A 17,575-nucleotide genomic window follows, 5' to 3' on the forward strand; every position below is an offset into this window, starting at 1 on the left:
TGAGAATTCCTGATGAGAGAACCCATTCAAGCTGTGCAATCGGCATATTCTTACACCGATAGCCCGATTCGGACTCCCCCACCAGACTTAGAATCCCTTCTGTTGAAGGAAAGGATTGTCTATCTGGGACTTCCCCTGTATTCGTCCGATGACATCAAACGTCAAGTGGGAATTGATGTTACTGAACTGATTATCGCTCAACTGCTTTACTTACAGTTCGACGATCCTGATAAACCTATCTATTTCTACATCAACTCCACGGGAACTTCCTGGTATGGAGGAGATGCTATTGGATTTGAAACCGAAGCCTTTGCGATTTGCGATACTTTGGGCTATATTAAGCCTCCAGTTCATACTATTTGTATTGGTCAGGCCATGGGAACCGCAGCCATGATTTTAGCCGCGGGGACTAAAGGTTTTCGGGCGAGTTTACCGAATGCCACCATTGTTTTAAATCAAACCAAAAGTGGGGCAAGAGGTCAAGCAACGGATATCCAAATTCGGGCAAAAGAAGTTCTCGATAATAAGAGAACCATGTTAGAAATTTTAGCAAAAAGTACCGGACAAACGGTGGCAAAAATTTCTAAAGATACCGATCGGATGTTCTATTTAACACCAGAAGAAGCCAAGGAATATGGCTTAATTGATAAGGTGTTAAAAAGTCGAAAAGAACTGCCCGCATTGGTAGCAACGGTTTAAAATTAATTGAAGTTAAAAAGGGAAAAGCTATGCCGATTGGGATTCCGAGTGTTCCTTACCGTCTTCCAGGTAGTCAATACGAAAGATGGATTGATATTTATACCCGTTTAGGTGTAGAACGGATTTTGTTTTTGGGTCAAGAAGTCACCGATAGTTTAGCCAATCGAATTGTGGCACAAATGCTTTATTTAGACTCGGAAGATTCTAATAAACCGATTTATTTGTATATCAATTCTCCGGGAGGATCGGTAACAGCAGGTATGGCGATTTACGATACCATGCAATATATTAAAGCCGATGTGGTCACAATTTGCGTGGGTTTAGCGGCTTCCATGGGAGCTTTTCTATTAGCCGCAGGAACCCCCGGCAAGCGTTTGGCCTTACCCCATGCCAGAATTATGATTCACCAACCCTTGGGCGGGGCAAGAGGGCAGGCTACGGATATCGAAATTGAAGCCAGGGAAATTTTGAGAATCCGCAGTTTATTGAATGATATTTTAGTGCAGCGTACGGGGCAAACTTTGGCAAAAATTCAAAAAGATACGGATCGGGATTATTTCCTCTCTGCCCAAGAAGCCAAGGATTATGGTTTAATTGACCAAGTAATTGAAGAACGGGCTACCGCGGCTTTAACCGCAGGTTAAGGGTTAACAATTCACTATAATAATGGATGGGTTTTTCCCATCCATTTATCCTCTAATTGTTTTTCTATGTGTGAAATTCATCTCTCATATTATTAAATTGAGTCACTGATACAATTAGTGATGGATACAACCGACTATTATCGACAATTAGGATTAAGATCCGGGGCAAGTTTGGAGGCCGTGAAAACCTCTTATCGTAAACTAGCTAGACAATATCATCCTGACGTCAATCCTGGCAATGAGGTCGCCCGAGAGAAGTTTATGGCGATTACAGAAGCCTATAAATTTTTATTAACTATTGCTAAACCAGAAGCAGAATTAGAACCTGTTACGGCTTCTACAAAACCCGTGACATCGGAATTTAAAGTTCCCCAATATCAATCAACAAAAGTTAAAATCACCTCCAAAAGTCCGCCAATTGAGTTTAATCCTGAATTAACCCCAGAGGAGCAAAAAATCAAGGAAAATTTCTATTTAGAGTTACAAAATCTTTTAAAATCTAAGCGTTTTCCTCGGGCGATCGCATTAGTTGAAGGGTTAGCCCAACGGATTCCCCATGATCCTGAAATTCGCCAATGGCAAGCGATTTCCTATCAAAGATGGGGACGACAATTGATTATAGAAAAGCAAGTTGATAAAGCTAGAAATTATTTAAAAAAAGCCTTAAAAACCGACCCGCATAATCGGGCATTATGGGCGGAAGTGGAACGGGATTTTAGACAGTTGGAAAAGATTTATTAATCTTAAAAACCTAACTTATTACCAAATTAACTGGAGATTTAAAACAAATCCCGGTAAAATATCTTCTCCTGATAAGGTTGTAGGATTGTCTAAAACTTGTTTTTTTTGTCCCTGACGATAAATTTCAACTTGTTGCTGTTGGGGGTTAATTAACCAACCTAACCGAGTGCCATTATCAATATACTCCTGCATTTTATCTTGGAGTAATTTTAAGGAATCGCTAGGTGATCGCAATTCTATAATAAAATCAGGAGATAAAGGTAGAAATTTAGTTTTCTGTTCTGCGGTCAAGGATTCCCATTTTTCTAAGGGTATCCAAGCCGCATCGGGAGAAAAATCTGCACCATTGGGAAGGGTAAACCCACCAGATGAGTCAAAGGTTATACCCAATTTTGTTTGTCGATTCCATAACCCTAATTCTAAGTTAATATCTGAATTTCGCTTACTGGTTTCGCCTCCGGTGGGTGGCATAATAATTAAGTCTCCTTGGGCAGTTCGCTCTAATTGTAAGTCACGGTTAGCGATACAAAGTTGATAGAATTGCTCATGGGTAATGGGGATGGTTTCTGAATTATTTAAAATTAATTGAGTCATGTTTTTATCTCCTTGATGATGGTGATTAAAACCCAACCTATTAAAAATCTAACATATTCAGGAAATTGGGAGGATGTCACAAATTAACCAGGACTCTTAAGATTCTCTGCAAATCCAAAATTCAGAGTCGGAGGTTCTAAATTAGGAATCATCACATCCACACCTGGCGGTAACGGGGGTAATTTAGGCATTCCGGTTTCCACATCTTCTGTTAATTTGGCAATAAATTCTGAGGAGGGAACTTGCGCCACCTTCATGGTATTTAATAGTTGAGCCAGCGCCACCTCAATATCATTTCGGGGGTCAATCGCCACCCAACCTTGACTGGTCAACTTCCGTAACTCAAAGTGTAAATGGGGCCCGGTTGATACCCCCGTACTTCCCACCCGTCCAATCACTTCCCCCTGTTGAACTAGCTCTCCAGGTTTAACAAACAATTCCGATAGGTGACCATAGAGGGTTTCCTGGGATTTTTCCGAATGATTTAATACCACCGCCATCCCGTAGCCCCCTAACCAATCGGCGACGGACACTTGACCGGAATAGGAAGCCACAACGGGTGTGCCTTCATCGGCCCCTAAATCAATCCCGGTGTGAAAACGGCCATAACCCAAAACCGGGTGTTCACGCCAACCAAATAAAGAGGTAATGGGGGAGGGAATGGTCAAGGGAAAAAGTACGCTGGTATTGCCATTTCCCCGCACCGCCGCCGGACGTTGGGTGCGATTATAATAGGTCAAACCGGAATTACTCATACTGCTGACCATCATCGGGCCCACTTGAATCGGACTAAACCCGGTAACGGCGACTTCTCCGGAGTATGACCCGCCAGAACCATAATCAACGGCTTCCGGCTGACTGGTATAAGTATAGTTGGCCTCATAACCGCCTCCGCCATAGTCAGGGGAGTTGGCAACAAACCCATTAGAGTAAGAGGAATTGGGCTGAGTTGGGGCAAAGTTACCTCCATCTAGGAGGGGATTAGGAACAGAACCTAAATTATTATTGCCAATGTAAGGAACTTGATTGTTTTCCGCCTGATAGATTGAGGAGGGATATACGGGAGAAGGAGAGCATAAATCTCCGGCGGCTTGTCCCAATGCTAAAGAGGCTTCACATCCAGTTGAACGTTCGGAGAATACCACTGTAGAGGGAGCTTCATATCCGTCCGTTGCCCCAATTTTGTAGTCCGTTGGGTCGATATAAGCATTGGCTGGAGACTCGGCTGCGGGGGGTGTGTCTGGAAAAACAATCTCTTGTTCAGGTGGGGGGACAATATTGGGAATTTCTGGTGGGTTCGGTTCGGAATAATATTCGGGTTCAGGATTATAAGCGGGTTCAGAATAACTGGGATCAGGTGTAGCGTAGTCTGGAACAGCTTGGGGTTCGCTATGGGTAGGTTCGGGTTCAGTATTCGGAACAGTCAGACTATCACTGTATCCTGTCGTGGCTTCAGGAACGCTGGGAACAGACGCTTCCACAGGTTCTGCTTCTACGGGTATAGAAAATTCATCCGTAGCAATTACACGGCTACTGAATAGGACTAAACCCGTAAGACAACCTAAACCCAAAAGGGCGTAACTTCTTGAACCCAAGTACCAACGTCCTTGGCGGGTATTGGATGTTGGATATTTTTTCTGTTCCGTCATCTTCCTCACACAACCAATAATGATCTAACCGTTTAACTAACTATAGGGGCGGGTTTAGGGAGATAATTACTAATAATTCCAGATAGTCTCGGAACCTGCCCCTACGGTTTAATTGTTTAACTAACCGTAGCCGATACTTATTGTACCCGGCGGTTGGTCAATTTCTTGAGAAAAACCGATTTCGGTTTTGGGATAAAGACCGACTCGTAGGTTCCCCTGTTCCGAAATTCCAATAATTTCACCAATTTGATCCCCAATCTGGATCGGTTTCCCAATACAGGTTAAGAGTTGATTATAGCCCGTTAACATTTTCTTAACCTTAACATCTGATAAGTGTTGAATCCCTAGGTCTAATCCCTGTAGGACTAGGGCGGCAAGGAATTCTAAGGATTGAATCGTCGGCGGTGTAGCTGCATCGGCAAAAAAGGTTTGTAAATTAATCCCCATTTCAGGAACGGGATTTTCCCAGTTTAAACCAACTCCGATCACCGCTTGAGTAATAAATTGCCCGGAAATTTTGGTTTCGGTGAGAATGCCGCCGAGTTTGCGCTGATTTAAGATTAAATCATTCGGCCATTTGAGTTGTACGGGACAGGAGCGATCGCGCAAAACCGTAGCAATACCCCAAGCGGAACTGATGCTCAATTGGGCTTTTTGAGTCACCGGAAGCCTGAGTTCAACAATTTTTGATAAAAATAGACCCCCCTGACCCGACTGCCATTGTCGGCCCCATTGTCCCCGTCCAGCCGTTTGTTGTCCGGCGATAACAACAGTTTCCGAAGGTTCCCCCTGTTCTAAGAGTTCCCAGGCGGTTTGATTCGTGGAAATTAAGCTATCAAAATAATAAATATTCGGTAGAGACGTGCCATGGCGCGTCTCTCCACGGTGCTCCATCAAGGTTTGTAAGGCAGATTCTAAACGGGATAAGTTGAAGGTCACGCAAGTTATTTAATCGAGGGTTAAAATCAAGGTTGTTTGTAGTCGCAACAGTTCCTAATCATAATTTTATGCACACTTGGCATTGGCAAACCTGGGATGGATTACCCTATCTAACCTGTAGTTTGCTCAAAGATTGGCAACATGGGTTTTTTACCCGTTCCTTTAGTCCTCGCACTCCCTCGGACTTAGTGGATGTTTTACAACCTGGGGTGAATGTATATCGAGTCAAGCAGGTGCATGGAAATCGGGTCTTGAAAACCGGAACCGTTGACCCCTTGGATCATTTAGCATTAGAAGATCAACCCCTGACAGAAGCGGATGGTTTATTTGCGGAAAATTCCTCCGAGGCGGTGTGGGTGGCCACGGCCGATTGTGTTCCGGTGTTAATTGCCGATGCTCAAACGGGGAAAGTGGCGGCGGTTCATGCCGGATGGCGGGGGACGGCCGCTAAGATTGTTCCAGAGGCGATCGCCCATTTTCAAGCCCAGGGGAGTCAACTCGAAGATCTGCGGGTGGCTTTGGGGCCAGCAATTTCGGGACAGGTGTATCAGGTTTCCCTAGATGTGGCGACCCAGTTAGCCCAAAGTTTGGTTTCTGATACCGAGGGACTAGAACCCGTCTATCACCTCCCCAATTCCCCCCTACTCCCCGATCCCGAACCGGATAAAGTTCGTTTAGATGTGCGAAGATTTAATAGCTTACAACTAGAACAGTTAGGGATTACACCCGAACAAGTAGCGATCGCACCCCATTGTACCTATCAAGACCCGGAGGCATTCTTTTCTTACCGTCGGGAACAATTAAAACGGGTGCAGTGGTCAGGGATTGTCAGTCAATAGGATTCATTGGTTTGGATCAAGATTGAGTTAAGCTTACAATAAATAAAACGGTATTAAGAAAAAGTCCGATGAGCGAGCAAAGTCCCTACGAACAGCTTGGGGTTACCCTTGATGCCTCCTTTGATGAAATTCAGGAAGCTCGGGATCGCCTAAAACAGCAATATAGTGGCGAAATTAAGCTGCTGCAATCGATCGAGGCGGCTTATGATGCCATTTTGATGGATCGGTTAAAAATGCGACAAGAGGGCAAAATTAAAGTCCCGGAACGAATTCGTTTTCCCGAACGAGTCACCCCAACTCCGCCCTCTGGTGTTCAACCTGCGGCAAATTCAAAACCCAATTGGTTAAACCAACTGTGGGATACTCCCAGTCGTGCTGATTTATTATGGCCTTCTGGGGTATATGTCACATTGGCAGGTTTGAGCCTTTATTCGGGTTTTGCTACCTCGTTATTACAGCTAACTTTAGCCTTGGGTGTGGGATCTTGTCTTTATTTTCTTAACCGCAAAGAGAATAAGTTTGGTCGGGCTGTTTTACTGACCGTTGTGGGTTTAATTGGAGGGTTAATATTAGGAAGTTTATTGAGTTCCCTCGCCGGAGCGATCGCAGTAGAACGATTTATTGCTTTTATTACTTTTATTGTTTTGTGGCTTGTGGCTTGCTTTTTGCGTTAATTCCCCAGGGTTCAAAGTTACCGGAATTAGGGAACAGGCAACAGGCAACAGGGAACAGTGAAGAAAAGACTTTAGCAGTCTTTTTCCTGACTTTTTGGGCCGAATTTCATAAAAATAGGGCTAGATTTCTGGAAACAGAAATAGCCCTATTTTTATTTAAACGGATTCAATATTTAGGACTTGAATTAAACAACCGCCGCCATTTTGACCTCATTATTGGCTAACAATTCTTGCAATTCATCGGCATCCACCGTTTCTTTATCAATTAAAACATCGGCTAATTGATTGAGAACATGGCGGTTTTCTACTAATACTTGTTTTGCCCGTTTATAGGCGGCATCTACCAGCAGACGGACTTCGGCATCAATGGTGGAGGCGGTTTCTTCGGAGAAATCCCGTTCTGACATAATATCCCGTCCCAGGAACACATTCCCCTGTTGACGGCCTAATGCCACCGGGCCAAGCCGATCGCTCATCCCATAACGGGTAATCATTTGACGGGCTACCCGAGTCACCTGTTGTAAGTCATTAGACGCTCCGGTGGTGACTTCTTCTTCCCCGAAGATAATTTCTTCGGCAACCCGGCCACCCAAAGCCACGGCCATTTGATTTTCCAAATAGGAGCGGCTAAACAAACCGGAGTCCATGCGTTCTTCGCTGGGCATAAACCAGGTTAACCCCCCGGCCCGTCCCCGAGGAATAATACTAATTTTCTGTACCGGGTCATAGTCGGGCATTAGGGCCCCTACTAAGGCGTGTCCGGCTTCATGGTAGGCGACTAGGGTTTTGCGTTTTTCGCTCATCACCCGATCTTTCTTCTCGGGGCCCGCTAACACCCGGTCAATGGCATCATTGACTTCATCCATGGAAATTTCCGTCAAGTTGCGACGGGCCGCTAAAATCGCGGCTTCGTTTAACAGGTTGGACAGGTCAGCCCCGGTAAACCCAGGGGTACGACGGGCAATTTTATCTAAGTCCACATCTTTGGCCAGGGTTTTGCCCCGGGCATGAACCCGCAGAATTTCTGCCCGGCCGTTATAGTCGGGACGGTCAACCACCACTTGACGGTCAAAGCGACCCGGACGCATTAAGGCGGAGTCGAGAACGTCGGGGCGGTTGGTAGCAGCAATAATAATAATTCCGTTATTGCCCTCAAACCCGTCCATTTCCGTTAATAATTGGTTCAGGGTTTGCTCGCGCTCATCATTTCCACCGCCTAAACCTGCACCCCGTTGGCGACCTACGGCGTCAATTTCATCAATAAATACGATACAGGGGGCATTGGTTTTCGCCTGTTCAAACAGGTCACGCACCCGGGACGCACCCACACCCACGAACATTTCCACAAATTCCGAACCGGAGATACTGAAGAAGGGAACGCCCGCTTCCCCGGCGACGGCTTTGGCTAATAGGGTTTTTCCTGTTCCTGGAGGGCCTACTAATAACACCCCTTTAGGAATTTTTGCACCAACGGCCGTAAATCGATCAGAATTTTTCAGAAAGTCTACTACTTCGCTGAGTTCGAGTTTAGCTTGCTCGATACCCGCCACATCCCCGAAGGTGACTTGGGTTTGGGGTTCCATCTGGACTCTGGCTTTGGACTTACCAAAGTTCATGGCTTGGTTACCCGGGCCATTCTGAGCGCGACGGAGTAAGAAGAATAACCCCACTAAAAGTAAAACGGGGAAGAACAGACTGCTTAGGGCTTTAAACCAGAAGCTCTCATCGTTTTGGGGTAGAACTGAAATATCAACATTATTTTCGGTCAGGATATCGATCAGAGCCGGATCGTTGGGAAGATTAACAATCACTTTATTCCCATCCTGGGCCGTGACTAAGGCCCTGGAGCGATCAGAACTGAGGCTGACCCGTTCAACTTTATTACTCTTGACTTCTTGAATAAAGGTACTATACTTCCAGCTTTCCCGAGTTTGGGGCTGTTTATCAAAAAAGGCAGTTGCTAATGCTAAGACGACAATGGCAAGCAGGGCGTATAACCCCGCATTTCTCCAGCGTTTATTCACCGAGGTCTATCCTCCTACTGTTGCGGCGAGTCTACAGGACTCATTGTTATGGTATTGTTACTAATCTTAACGTATTTTTCATCAACAGTGCGTTTGGTGTTGTTCGGTGATCTAAATGGGTTAAGGACAAAGCTATTGATCGCCCCGGCACTCGCGCGCAGTAATATAGTAAAAGATTTTTCGCACAGTTCAGTTTAAGGTCAAACCATAGTGCAAGTTGAAAGTCAATCAAAACTCACCCAAAATTCCCTTTGTAAAATTTGTAGTTCCTTATCTCCCTATTTTGCTCAAGCTACAATTTTAAATCGCTATGCTGTTGATTATTTTAAATGTTCAGTTTGTGGATTTGTCCAAACTGAAAAGCCCTATTGGTTAGAGGTCGCTTATGCTGATCCAATTGCCATTAGTGATGTCGGATTAGTGTCACGCAATTTTAAATTTTCTCAAATCACTCAGGAATTAATTATATCATGTTTTAATCCCAAAGGCAAGTTTTTAGATTATGGCTGCGGTTATGGTTTATTTGTGCGGTTGATGCGGGATTTTGGGTTTAATTTTTATGGCTATGATCAATATTGTCAAAATATATTTTATCAGGGATTTGAAGGAAATCAACAAGAAAAATATGATTTAGTTACGGCTTTTGAAGTGTTTGAACATTTTGTTAATCCCCTGGAGGAAATTGAAAAATTATTGAAGTTTTCCAAAAATTTATTATTCAGTACCCAACTACTTCCGGCGGATCATCCTCAACCGGATCAATGGTGGTACTATGCTCTCCATGAAGGTCAACATATTGGGATTTATACCTATCAATCTTTATTAAAAATAGCTGAGAAATTCAAGTTAAATTTATATTCTGATGGCAGTAGTTTACATCTATTAACCGAACAAAAAATATCAGGATCAGCATGGAAAAAAGCCATATCTATAGAAATTTCTCCCCAGACTTTACCCTCACTCACGGAACAGGATTTTTTAAAAGCTGTAGCTAGTCGTCAATCGATGAATCCTGATCAGCAATCAATTAAAATTATTATTGATGGTGTATTTTTCCAAATTCGTAACACTGGAATTGCCAGGGTGTGGAAATCCTTACTAGAAATTTGGTCTACCCAGGGTTTTGCTCAACAGATTATTGTTTTAGACCGAGAAGGCACTACCCCTAAAATTCCTGGGATTAAATATTATCAAATTCCTGAATATAATTATGATAAAATTGCAGAAGATCGCCAACTATTACAAAATATCTGTGATCAAGAAAATGCAGATTTGTTTATTTCCACCTATTATACTACTCCCCTAACAACTCCTTCTGTGTTTATGGGATATGATATGATTCCAGAAAAATTGGGACTGGATTTAACCATTCCCATGTGGCGAGAAAAACATCATGGAATTAAACACGCATCGGCTTATATTACGATTTCTGAAAACACAGCCCAAGATTTAATTCACTTTTTCCCTAAGATTAATAAAAATCAAATTACCGTCGCCCATTGTGGAGTTCCGGCTGTATTTTCCCCAGCAACCCCAGGAGAAGTTCAACAGTTTAAATTTAAAAATAGCATCAATAAACCCTATTTTATTTTAGTGGGTCAACGCTTAGGGGCTGGGGGCTACAAAAATACTCTATTATTCTTTAAAGCACTCACTCAACTGAAAAATAATCGGGATTTTGAAATTGTTTGTGTTGGAGGAGAACCCACTTTAGAAGCTGAATTTTATCCCTATGCTCAACAGTTTAGAATTCATGTATTGCAACTCAGTGATCAAGAATTAAAACAGGCATATTCTGGCGCAACTGCATTAGTTTATCCCTCTAAATATGAAGGGTTTGGAATGCCTATTATAGAGGCGATGGCTTGCGGTTGTCCGGTGATTACCTGTCGAAAAGGTTCAATTCCAGAAATCGCCGGAAATGCAGCTTATTATGTGGATGAAGACCTGGTTTTAGAAATGCTACAAGCCTTAGAACAAATTCAAAAACCCGAAATTTATCAACCTTTAATTCAAGCGGGTTTACAACAATCTTCCCAATATTCCTGGTCAAAAATGGCTGACATTATTCAACAGACTCTCATTCAAACCGTGCAAAATTTAAAAACATCAACAAAACCACTGGATTTTCAAGACTTTACCTATTCTAAACGGAGTCATTTTAATCAATTTAAACGGTTTAAAGCCTATAGTAATATTAATCCCGATGCTTGTGACCTGAAAATTTATCAAGATTTATTGGTCTATAATTTTATTACCCAGAATTTAGCCAAAGGTTCAAAATTATTAGAAATTGGTGGGGGAAATTCTCGGGTTTTAGAAGCATTAAAACAGGACTATGAATGCTGGAATTTAGATAAATTTGAAGGAGTAGGAAATGGCCCCAATCAAATTCAAAATTATGCCAACTCTCGGATTGTTTTAGACTATATTGGCAACTTTAATTCTGAACTTCCTGATCAATATTTTGATTGTGTTTTTAGTATTTCTACCCTAGAACATATTTCTGAAAATCAAACAACTTTTGATCAAATTACCCAAGATATTGATCGAATTTTAAGACCCGATGGTTTTTCCTTACATTGTTTTGATGTGGTAGTGAAACCCGCAGAAGTTTGGACAAATCAATTTTTACCCTATTTATTTAAGACCCAAAACACCTTAAATTCCATGATTGATTTTGACCAAATTAAACTTGATCCTGATTTATATGGAATGTCAGAAACAGCTTATCGCCAGTTTTGGCAACCCACGACTCAAAAATCCTATCAAGAATTTGGTCAACCGATTTCCTATAATATTCTCTGGCAAAAATCCGCAATAAATGTCAGATCTGTATCTCCTCAATTGATTGTTGCTTCATCTTTACCTAAAATTTCTATTGTTACCCCTTCTTTGAATCAAGGTGAATTTTTAGAGGAGTGTATTGATTCAGTTTTGAGTCAGAATTATCCTAACTTAGAATACATGATTATGGATGGGGGAAGTACGGATAATTCCGTTGAAATTATTAAAAAATATGATAAGTATTTAACCCATTGGCAAAGTCAAGCGGATGGCGGTCATTATGCGGCGGTTAATACTGGATTTCAAAAAACCACTGGTGAAATTATGGGGTGGTTAAATTCCGATGATAAATACCATCCCGATGCTTTTTATAAACTGGCGGCGACATTTAGGCACAATAAACAGGTGGAATGGGTGATGGGAATTCCGACGGAATGGGATAGAAATGGAAGACATATTCATAGTCAAATGCAGACGCCTTTATGGTCAAGAAAAATGCTTTTAGATAAACAATGGGTCGAACAATATCAACAATTACAACATACTTGGATTCAACAAGAAAGTACATTTTGGACGCGATCGCTCTGGGAAAAAGCCGGATCAAAATTACAAACAAATCTCAACTTGGCGGGAGATTTTGAACTTTGGTTACGCTTTTCTCGTTATGCTCCTTTGTATTTATTGAGAAGTTTAATTGGCGGATTTCGTACCTATGATACCCAACGTTCTAAAATTTATCGAGAGCAATATTTTCAAGAAGTTAAGCAAATTGTTCAAGAGGAGTTACAATTAATTGAGCAAGGAAAATATCCTTCTGAACAGCCATCTCCCCCTGTAATTGTGTTGGAAGATCATCAAGTTTTAGCCTTAAAACAAAAGGTTTTAACTGCACCCAAAATCAAAGTATCTGCGATTATTTCTACCTATAATTCAGCATCAATGATGTCGGGAAGGTTAGAAAATTTAGTGAGTCAGACTTTATTTCAACAAGGAAAATTAGAAATTATTATTATTGATTCCGGTTCCCAGGAAAATGAACGAGAGATTGTTTCTGAGTTTAAAAAACAATATCCTGACTCGATTATTTATATTAAAACCGAAGCAAGGGAACCGATTTATCAAGCCTGGAATAGAGGAATTGCGATCGCCCGGGGTGAATATATCACCAATCAAAATACCGATGATCGTCTCAAATTAAATGCTTTAGAAAGGTTATCTACCTATTTAGATCAACATTCAGAAGTCATCTTAGTACACGCCGATCAGCAAGCGGTATCACCGGGAGAAGTTATTAATTTAGAACAATTAACTGGCAAACCCCACTGGAAATGGCCGGAATTTTCCCGTTTTAAATTATTATTTTCAGCCCAAGTTGGTTCTCAACCGATGTGGCGAAAATCTCTACATAATAATTATGGATTATTTGATCAAACCCTCAAGGTTCGAGGAGATCAAGACTTTTATATTAGAATTGCTAATGCGGGAGAATTCCATTTTATTCCAGAAATATTAGGGACTTTGAACTTATCAGAAAACTCCTTAAGTCATCAACAAGATTTAAGTCGTGAAGAAGAAGTTTTAATCTTTAAAAGATATACCTCCTCCCGGGAAAAGTTAGCTCAATTTTTGAATCATTCTAAAATTCAACCCACGGATCAAAACTATCAAATTTTAGTGAATAATTTATCCTGTGATTTAGCGAATCAAGTTTTATCACAGTTTCATCTCCCCTTTTATATCAAATTAATCACAGAATTATTAAACTCTGTAGTTGAATTAGGAACCCATCAACAAACAGTACAAACTAATTTATTAAGAATTTGGAACCGTTTTTCTGACCCCGCCACCCGATTTCAATTTATGAAAACCTTATCACCCCAAATCATAGAAACTTGTGATGAGCAAATTCAACTCAAAGGCGAGGGAATGGAAAAAATTGATGAGTCTCAACTTTATATTAATTTATCTAAACTCAGTCAACTTAATTCACCTCGAATTGATCCGGTTTTTTCCCCTCAACCTCGACCCTTTTGGTCGGTGATTATTCCTAGTTATAACGGTGAAAAATATATCGAACAGGTGTTAAATAGCGTTCTGAGTCAAGCACCGAATTCTGAAGAAATGGAGATTATTGTAGTTGATGATTGTTCGACTCATTTAGAAATTGAAGCTATCGTTAAAAATATTGGTAAAAATCGAGTTAAATTCTATCGACAACCGCAAAATTTAGGGTTAATTCCTAACTGGAATGATTGTATTCAACGGTCTACGGGGCAATGGATTCATCTTTTACATCAGGATGATTTAGTCCTCCCTGGATTTTATACTCGGATGCGAGAACTATTAGAAAAAGAACCCACCGCCGGGGCTGGATTTTGTCGCCATTATTATATTGATGAACAGGGAAAACAACGCTCCCTTTCCGCGTTAGAACAGGAAACAAATGGGATTATTTCTAATTGGTTAGAACGAATTGCTGTGATGCAGCGCATTCAATTTGCTGCGATGGTGGTTAAACGCAGTGTTTATGAAACATTAGGAGGATTTTCTGAAAATGCAGGCTCCGCCGCCGACTGGGAAATGTGGAAACGAATTTCCGCCTATTATCCTGTTGCTTATGAACCCCAACCTTTAGCCTGTTATCGTTTACATTCAACCTCCGAAAGTTCTAAGTTAATTTCCATTGGGGCTAATATTTCAGATACTTTGAAATCTATTGAACTTTCTCAATCCTATTTACCCGAAAATTTGGCAATTAATTTATCGAATAAAGCCCGAGAACATTATGGTTTATATGCCATTAATACCGCTCAACAACTGTTAGCTAATGGAGATGCTAAAGCCGTAATTGCCCAAATTCAAGAAGCCTTAAAGTGTAGTCAATCTGATGTTGTTAAACAAGCTATTATCGAGTTATTTACTCCTCAAAAACCACCTAAAGCTCAACTCAAAACCTTAACTCCGGCTCAAATTTTGGCGGAAGTTTCCCATTTAACTGAAGAATACAAGAAAACAAATAACCCAGAATCCCTGCTCAATTCCCTGCGTCAAATTCGGCAGATTGTAGCTCAATACTGGTTAGGGTTAGAATCGGATTATTTAGAAAAAACCTATGGAGGAGAAATTGGTCAAGCGCATAAAATTCTCCTCAATAGTGGGTTAAAAAATGAAGCCTTAACATCCCTAGAAAAAGCTCAACTTCAAGATTGGTATACCTATCTAAAACAAGGGTTAAATCAACCCAAAGGAATACAGTATTTATTGGCAATTATTTTATATAGCTATCCCTATCAATTATCCCCTAATTGGTATATTCAAGCTCCAATTCCTAAATGGTTTTTACCTGATTATTTTGAATTTATGTTGGCCGTCCCTCAGTTTTTCCAAGAGCGCGGGGAAACTGAACTCTATTATCGTTATTTAGAAAATTGGATTCCCTATATCCATGAGCGGTTTACCAGTCATCCTGAGTTTCCAATTTGGCAGGAATTAGCCTGGAAATTCACCCAAATTGCTAACTTTATTCCTCTATATTTTAATACCGCTAATCTCAAAGATATTTATATTAAACGGGCGGAAATTATGGAATTTGCCCTCACTCATTTGGGTTATTCCTTAGACTATCAGTTTCCCCAACGTCCAACTCGTCAAAAGATTCGCGTAGGAATTCTGAGTAATCATTTCCTACCCCAAACGGAAACCTACTCAACTTTACCTGTTTTTGAGTATTTAGATTCAACTCAATTCGAGGTGATTTTATATGCTCTACAATCGAATAATCATCCCTTAGAACAATATTGTCAAAGTCGGGTAGAACGCTTTGTAAAACTGCCTAAAAATGTCTCAGAACAGGTGCAATTAATTCGGAATGATGATTTAGATATTCTGTTAATTGGAACCAATGTAACAGCCGTTAATCACGGGATAACCCTATTAGGATTACATCGGTTAGCCCGCATTCAAGTCACATCAACATCATCCTGTGTAACTACAGGAATGCGGAATATGGATTACTATATTTCGGGAACTTTAACGGAAATCAAACAGAATCCCCAAGCCCAATATCGGGAAAAATTAATTCTTTTAGAAGGTACGGCGCACTGTTTTAGTTATTATGCAACTTCCCCGGAACTTCCCCAAGTCATTCCCCATCGTTCTAGTTTAGGAATTGCTGAACAAGCGGTTGTTTTTATCTCCGGTGCAAATTTCTATAAAATTATTCCTGAACTGCGAGAAACCTGGGCTAAACTATTAGCAAAAATTCCTAATTCCGTGTTGGTTTTATATCCCTTTAACCCCAATTGGGCATCGCAATATAGGGCGCTTCCCTGGATTAATAATTTTCAAGCCGTTTTAGCAGAACATGGTGTTAATCCGAGTCGTTTAATTATGATTAAACCCCAAGGGAGTCGCAGTGATATTAAAGAATATCTGAAATTAGCTGATATTTATTTAGACTCCTATCCTTTTTCCGGGGTCAATTCTTTAGTTGATCCTTTAGAAGTGGGTTTAGTTCCTGTTGTGCGAGATGGGGATGTGATTCCTTCGTTTTCCCCCAAAACATCCCAAGCGGGAGAGGTTTTTGTCGTCCGAGATAGTGGATCATTCCGTTCCTTGATGGCGGCTTCTTTGTTGCGATCGCTCTCTATTCCTGATTTAATTGCTAATAGTGAAGAATCCTATATTAATTTAGCGATAACCCTTGCTAATAACCCTCAACTGCGACAACAAAAAAGCCAAGAAATTCAACAAAAAATGCAGCAAAATCCTGAATTTTTGGATAGTCGCACCTACTCGACTAAAATGGGCGTAATTTTCCAACAGTTATTCCAAACTTGGCAACAAAACCAACCCAAACCGCCATCTATTCAACTCAATAGTCGAGAAGCAATTCAACAGTATTTATCGGTTTTGGTAACTCATATCAATCATTATGAATTAGAACCCCATAATCAAGCCATTGTTAATCAATTGCGTTCTATTCGGAAAATTATGGTAGAACATTGGTTAAAAATTCCAACCGAACAGTTAGAACGAATGTATACAACGGATTTAGGAAAGGGATATCAAATTCTCTTAAATCGAGGCATTCAACGGGAACTATTAACCCCTGAAGAAGAAAAATTTGTTAACCAGATTACTCAACAGGCGATTGGACTCAAACAGTCTGATTCTTTAAATCATTTAATGGTGTTAATGTTATATTATCCCCAGGGAAAAATGGTTGTTGCAAATGCAGAAACCCGTTTACCTCAATGGTTATTAAAAGAATATCAACGGGTCTTTGAAAATCCATCAGCTTTAGAAAAAGTGACGGTATCTGATGTTAGTCAAAATCAACCATTAACTCCTATCGAATCATTCCAAAATCGGTTAATTGGATGTGTGAATTTATATAAAATTGACCCGTCTAATGCTGCTATTGTTGATGATTTACGTCAAATTCGCCGACAATTTGCTGATTTTTGGTTAGGTTTGGAAGCCACACAATTAGAATCGGTTTATCAAAGTTCATTGGGTCAAGTCTATCGAAGCCTATTATATAGTGGTTTTTCTCAAGAAACTTTAACAACTACAGAACAGCAATTCATTAAAACCTTAGCCGCTCAAATGAATCAAGAATTGAATCAAATAGAGACGATTAAACCTCTATTGGCGGTGTTATTATATTGTCGCCCTGAACAATTACAAATTCAAGATTTATCCCGTTTACCCCAATGGTTTCGTCCAGATTATGAACAGTTAAGCCATCAATAAACCAATAATATTGTTGCGCCGTTGTTGCGCCGTTGTTGCGCTTCAGCGCATCTCTTATAAAGCCTCAAAAATCAACAACAATTTTTCTATAAATGCAAATAATTATGAACATTTACTTAAACAAACCCTGTTTTTAGGCCGTTGTTGCGCTTCAGCGCATCTCTTATAAAACCCCAAAAATCAACAACAATTGTTCTATAAAATGCAAATAATTATAAACACCTAGTT

10 protein-coding genes are annotated in these 17,575 nt (G+C 40.7%); 6 read left to right on the forward strand and 4 right to left on the reverse strand.

Features of this window, described 5'->3' with window-relative positions:
• The first annotated feature begins 12 nt into the window (after positions 1-12).
• The 3 genes from PL11201_RS00320 to PL11201_RS00330 all read left to right on the forward strand — a co-directional run bounded on the left by PL11201_RS00320 (position 13) and on the right by PL11201_RS00330 (position 2,084).
• Complete coding sequence (locus tag PL11201_RS00320) at positions 13-699, forward strand: ATP-dependent Clp protease proteolytic subunit (protein ID WP_079676660.1); 687 nt, start codon at positions 13-15, stop codon at positions 697-699.
• Positions 700-728: 29 nt separating this feature from the next.
• On the forward strand, positions 729-1,343 hold the full coding sequence (locus PL11201_RS00325) for an ATP-dependent Clp protease proteolytic subunit (RefSeq protein WP_079676661.1): 615 nt from the start codon (positions 729-731) through the stop codon (positions 1,341-1,343).
• 120 nt (positions 1,344-1,463) lie between these two features.
• Positions 1,464-2,084: a J domain-containing protein gene (locus PL11201_RS00330; RefSeq protein WP_079676662.1), complete on the forward strand. Its 621-nt coding sequence runs from the start codon at positions 1,464-1,466 to the stop codon at positions 2,082-2,084.
• Positions 2,085-2,102: 18 nt separating this feature from the next.
• Here the strand turns inward: PL11201_RS00330 and PL11201_RS00335 are convergent, their stop codons facing one another.
• The 3 genes from PL11201_RS00335 to PL11201_RS00345 all read right to left on the reverse strand — a co-directional run bounded on the left by PL11201_RS00335 (position 2,103) and on the right by PL11201_RS00345 (position 5,266).
• Positions 2,103-2,678 carry a Uma2 family endonuclease gene (locus tag PL11201_RS00335; RefSeq protein WP_079676663.1) on the reverse strand — a complete coding sequence of 192 codons (576 nt, stop codon included), beginning with the start codon at positions 2,676-2,678 and terminating at the stop codon, positions 2,103-2,105.
• A gap of 83 nt (positions 2,679-2,761) precedes the next feature.
• Positions 2,762-4,327: a M23 family metallopeptidase gene (locus PL11201_RS26970; protein ID WP_079676664.1), complete on the reverse strand. Its 1,566-nt coding sequence runs from the start codon at positions 4,325-4,327 to the stop codon at positions 2,762-2,764.
• 120 nt (positions 4,328-4,447) lie between these two features.
• Positions 4,448-5,266, reverse strand: coding sequence for a biotin--[acetyl-CoA-carboxylase] ligase (locus tag PL11201_RS00345; protein ID WP_234996580.1), 819 nt, complete (start codon positions 5,264-5,266; stop codon positions 4,448-4,450).
• A 68-nt stretch (positions 5,267-5,334) separates the two neighbouring features.
• On the opposite strand from PL11201_RS00345, the gene pgeF reads away from it, so the two are divergent.
• Positions 5,335-6,105, forward strand: a complete 771-nt coding sequence (pgeF, locus tag PL11201_RS00350) for a peptidoglycan editing factor PgeF (RefSeq protein ID WP_079676665.1) — start codon at positions 5,335-5,337, stop codon at positions 6,103-6,105.
• A 68-nt stretch (positions 6,106-6,173) separates the two neighbouring features.
• A complete protein-coding gene (locus PL11201_RS00355; RefSeq protein WP_079676666.1) occupies positions 6,174-6,779 on the forward strand; it encodes a CPP1-like family protein in 606 nt (201 codons plus the stop codon).
• Positions 6,780-6,964: 185 nt separating this feature from the next.
• Here the strand turns inward: PL11201_RS00355 and ftsH3 are convergent, their stop codons facing one another.
• The gene (ftsH3, locus tag PL11201_RS00365) at positions 6,965-8,803 is read right to left on the reverse strand and encodes an ATP-dependent zinc metalloprotease FtsH3 (protein WP_079676668.1); all 1,839 of its coding nucleotides are present in this window, start codon (positions 8,801-8,803) and stop codon (positions 6,965-6,967) included.
• Positions 8,804-9,013: 210 nt separating this feature from the next.
• On the opposite strand from ftsH3, the gene PL11201_RS26975 reads away from it, so the two are divergent.
• Positions 9,014-17,347, forward strand: coding sequence for a glycosyltransferase (locus tag PL11201_RS26975; protein WP_079676669.1), 8,334 nt, complete (start codon positions 9,014-9,016; stop codon positions 17,345-17,347).
• The last annotated feature ends 228 nt before the right edge of the window (positions 17,348-17,575 follow it).

Origin of the sequence: Planktothrix sp. PCC 11201, assembly GCF_900009135.1 — a bacterium.
GTDB lineage: Bacteria > Cyanobacteriota > Cyanobacteriia > Cyanobacteriales > Microcoleaceae > Planktothrix.

Coding starts and splice junctions, on each gene's coding strand:
- PL11201_RS00320 (WP_079676660.1), top strand. CDS start 13: ATGAGAGAACCCATTCAAGCTGTGCAATCGGCATATTCTTACACCGAT.
- PL11201_RS00325 (WP_079676661.1), top strand. CDS start 729: ATGCCGATTGGGATTCCGAGTGTTCCTTACCGTCTTCCAGGTAGTCAA.
- PL11201_RS00330 (WP_079676662.1), top strand. CDS start 1,464: ATGGATACAACCGACTATTATCGACAATTAGGATTAAGATCCGGGGCA.
- PL11201_RS00335 (WP_079676663.1), bottom strand. CDS start 2,678: ATGACTCAATTAATTTTAAATAATTCAGAAACCATCCCCATTACCCAT.
- PL11201_RS26970 (WP_079676664.1), bottom strand. CDS start 4,327: ATGACGGAACAGAAAAAATATCCAACATCCAATACCCGCCAAGGACGT.
- pgeF (WP_079676665.1), top strand. CDS start 5,335: ATGCACACTTGGCATTGGCAAACCTGGGATGGATTACCCTATCTAACC.
- PL11201_RS00355 (WP_079676666.1), top strand. CDS start 6,174: ATGAGCGAGCAAAGTCCCTACGAACAGCTTGGGGTTACCCTTGATGCC.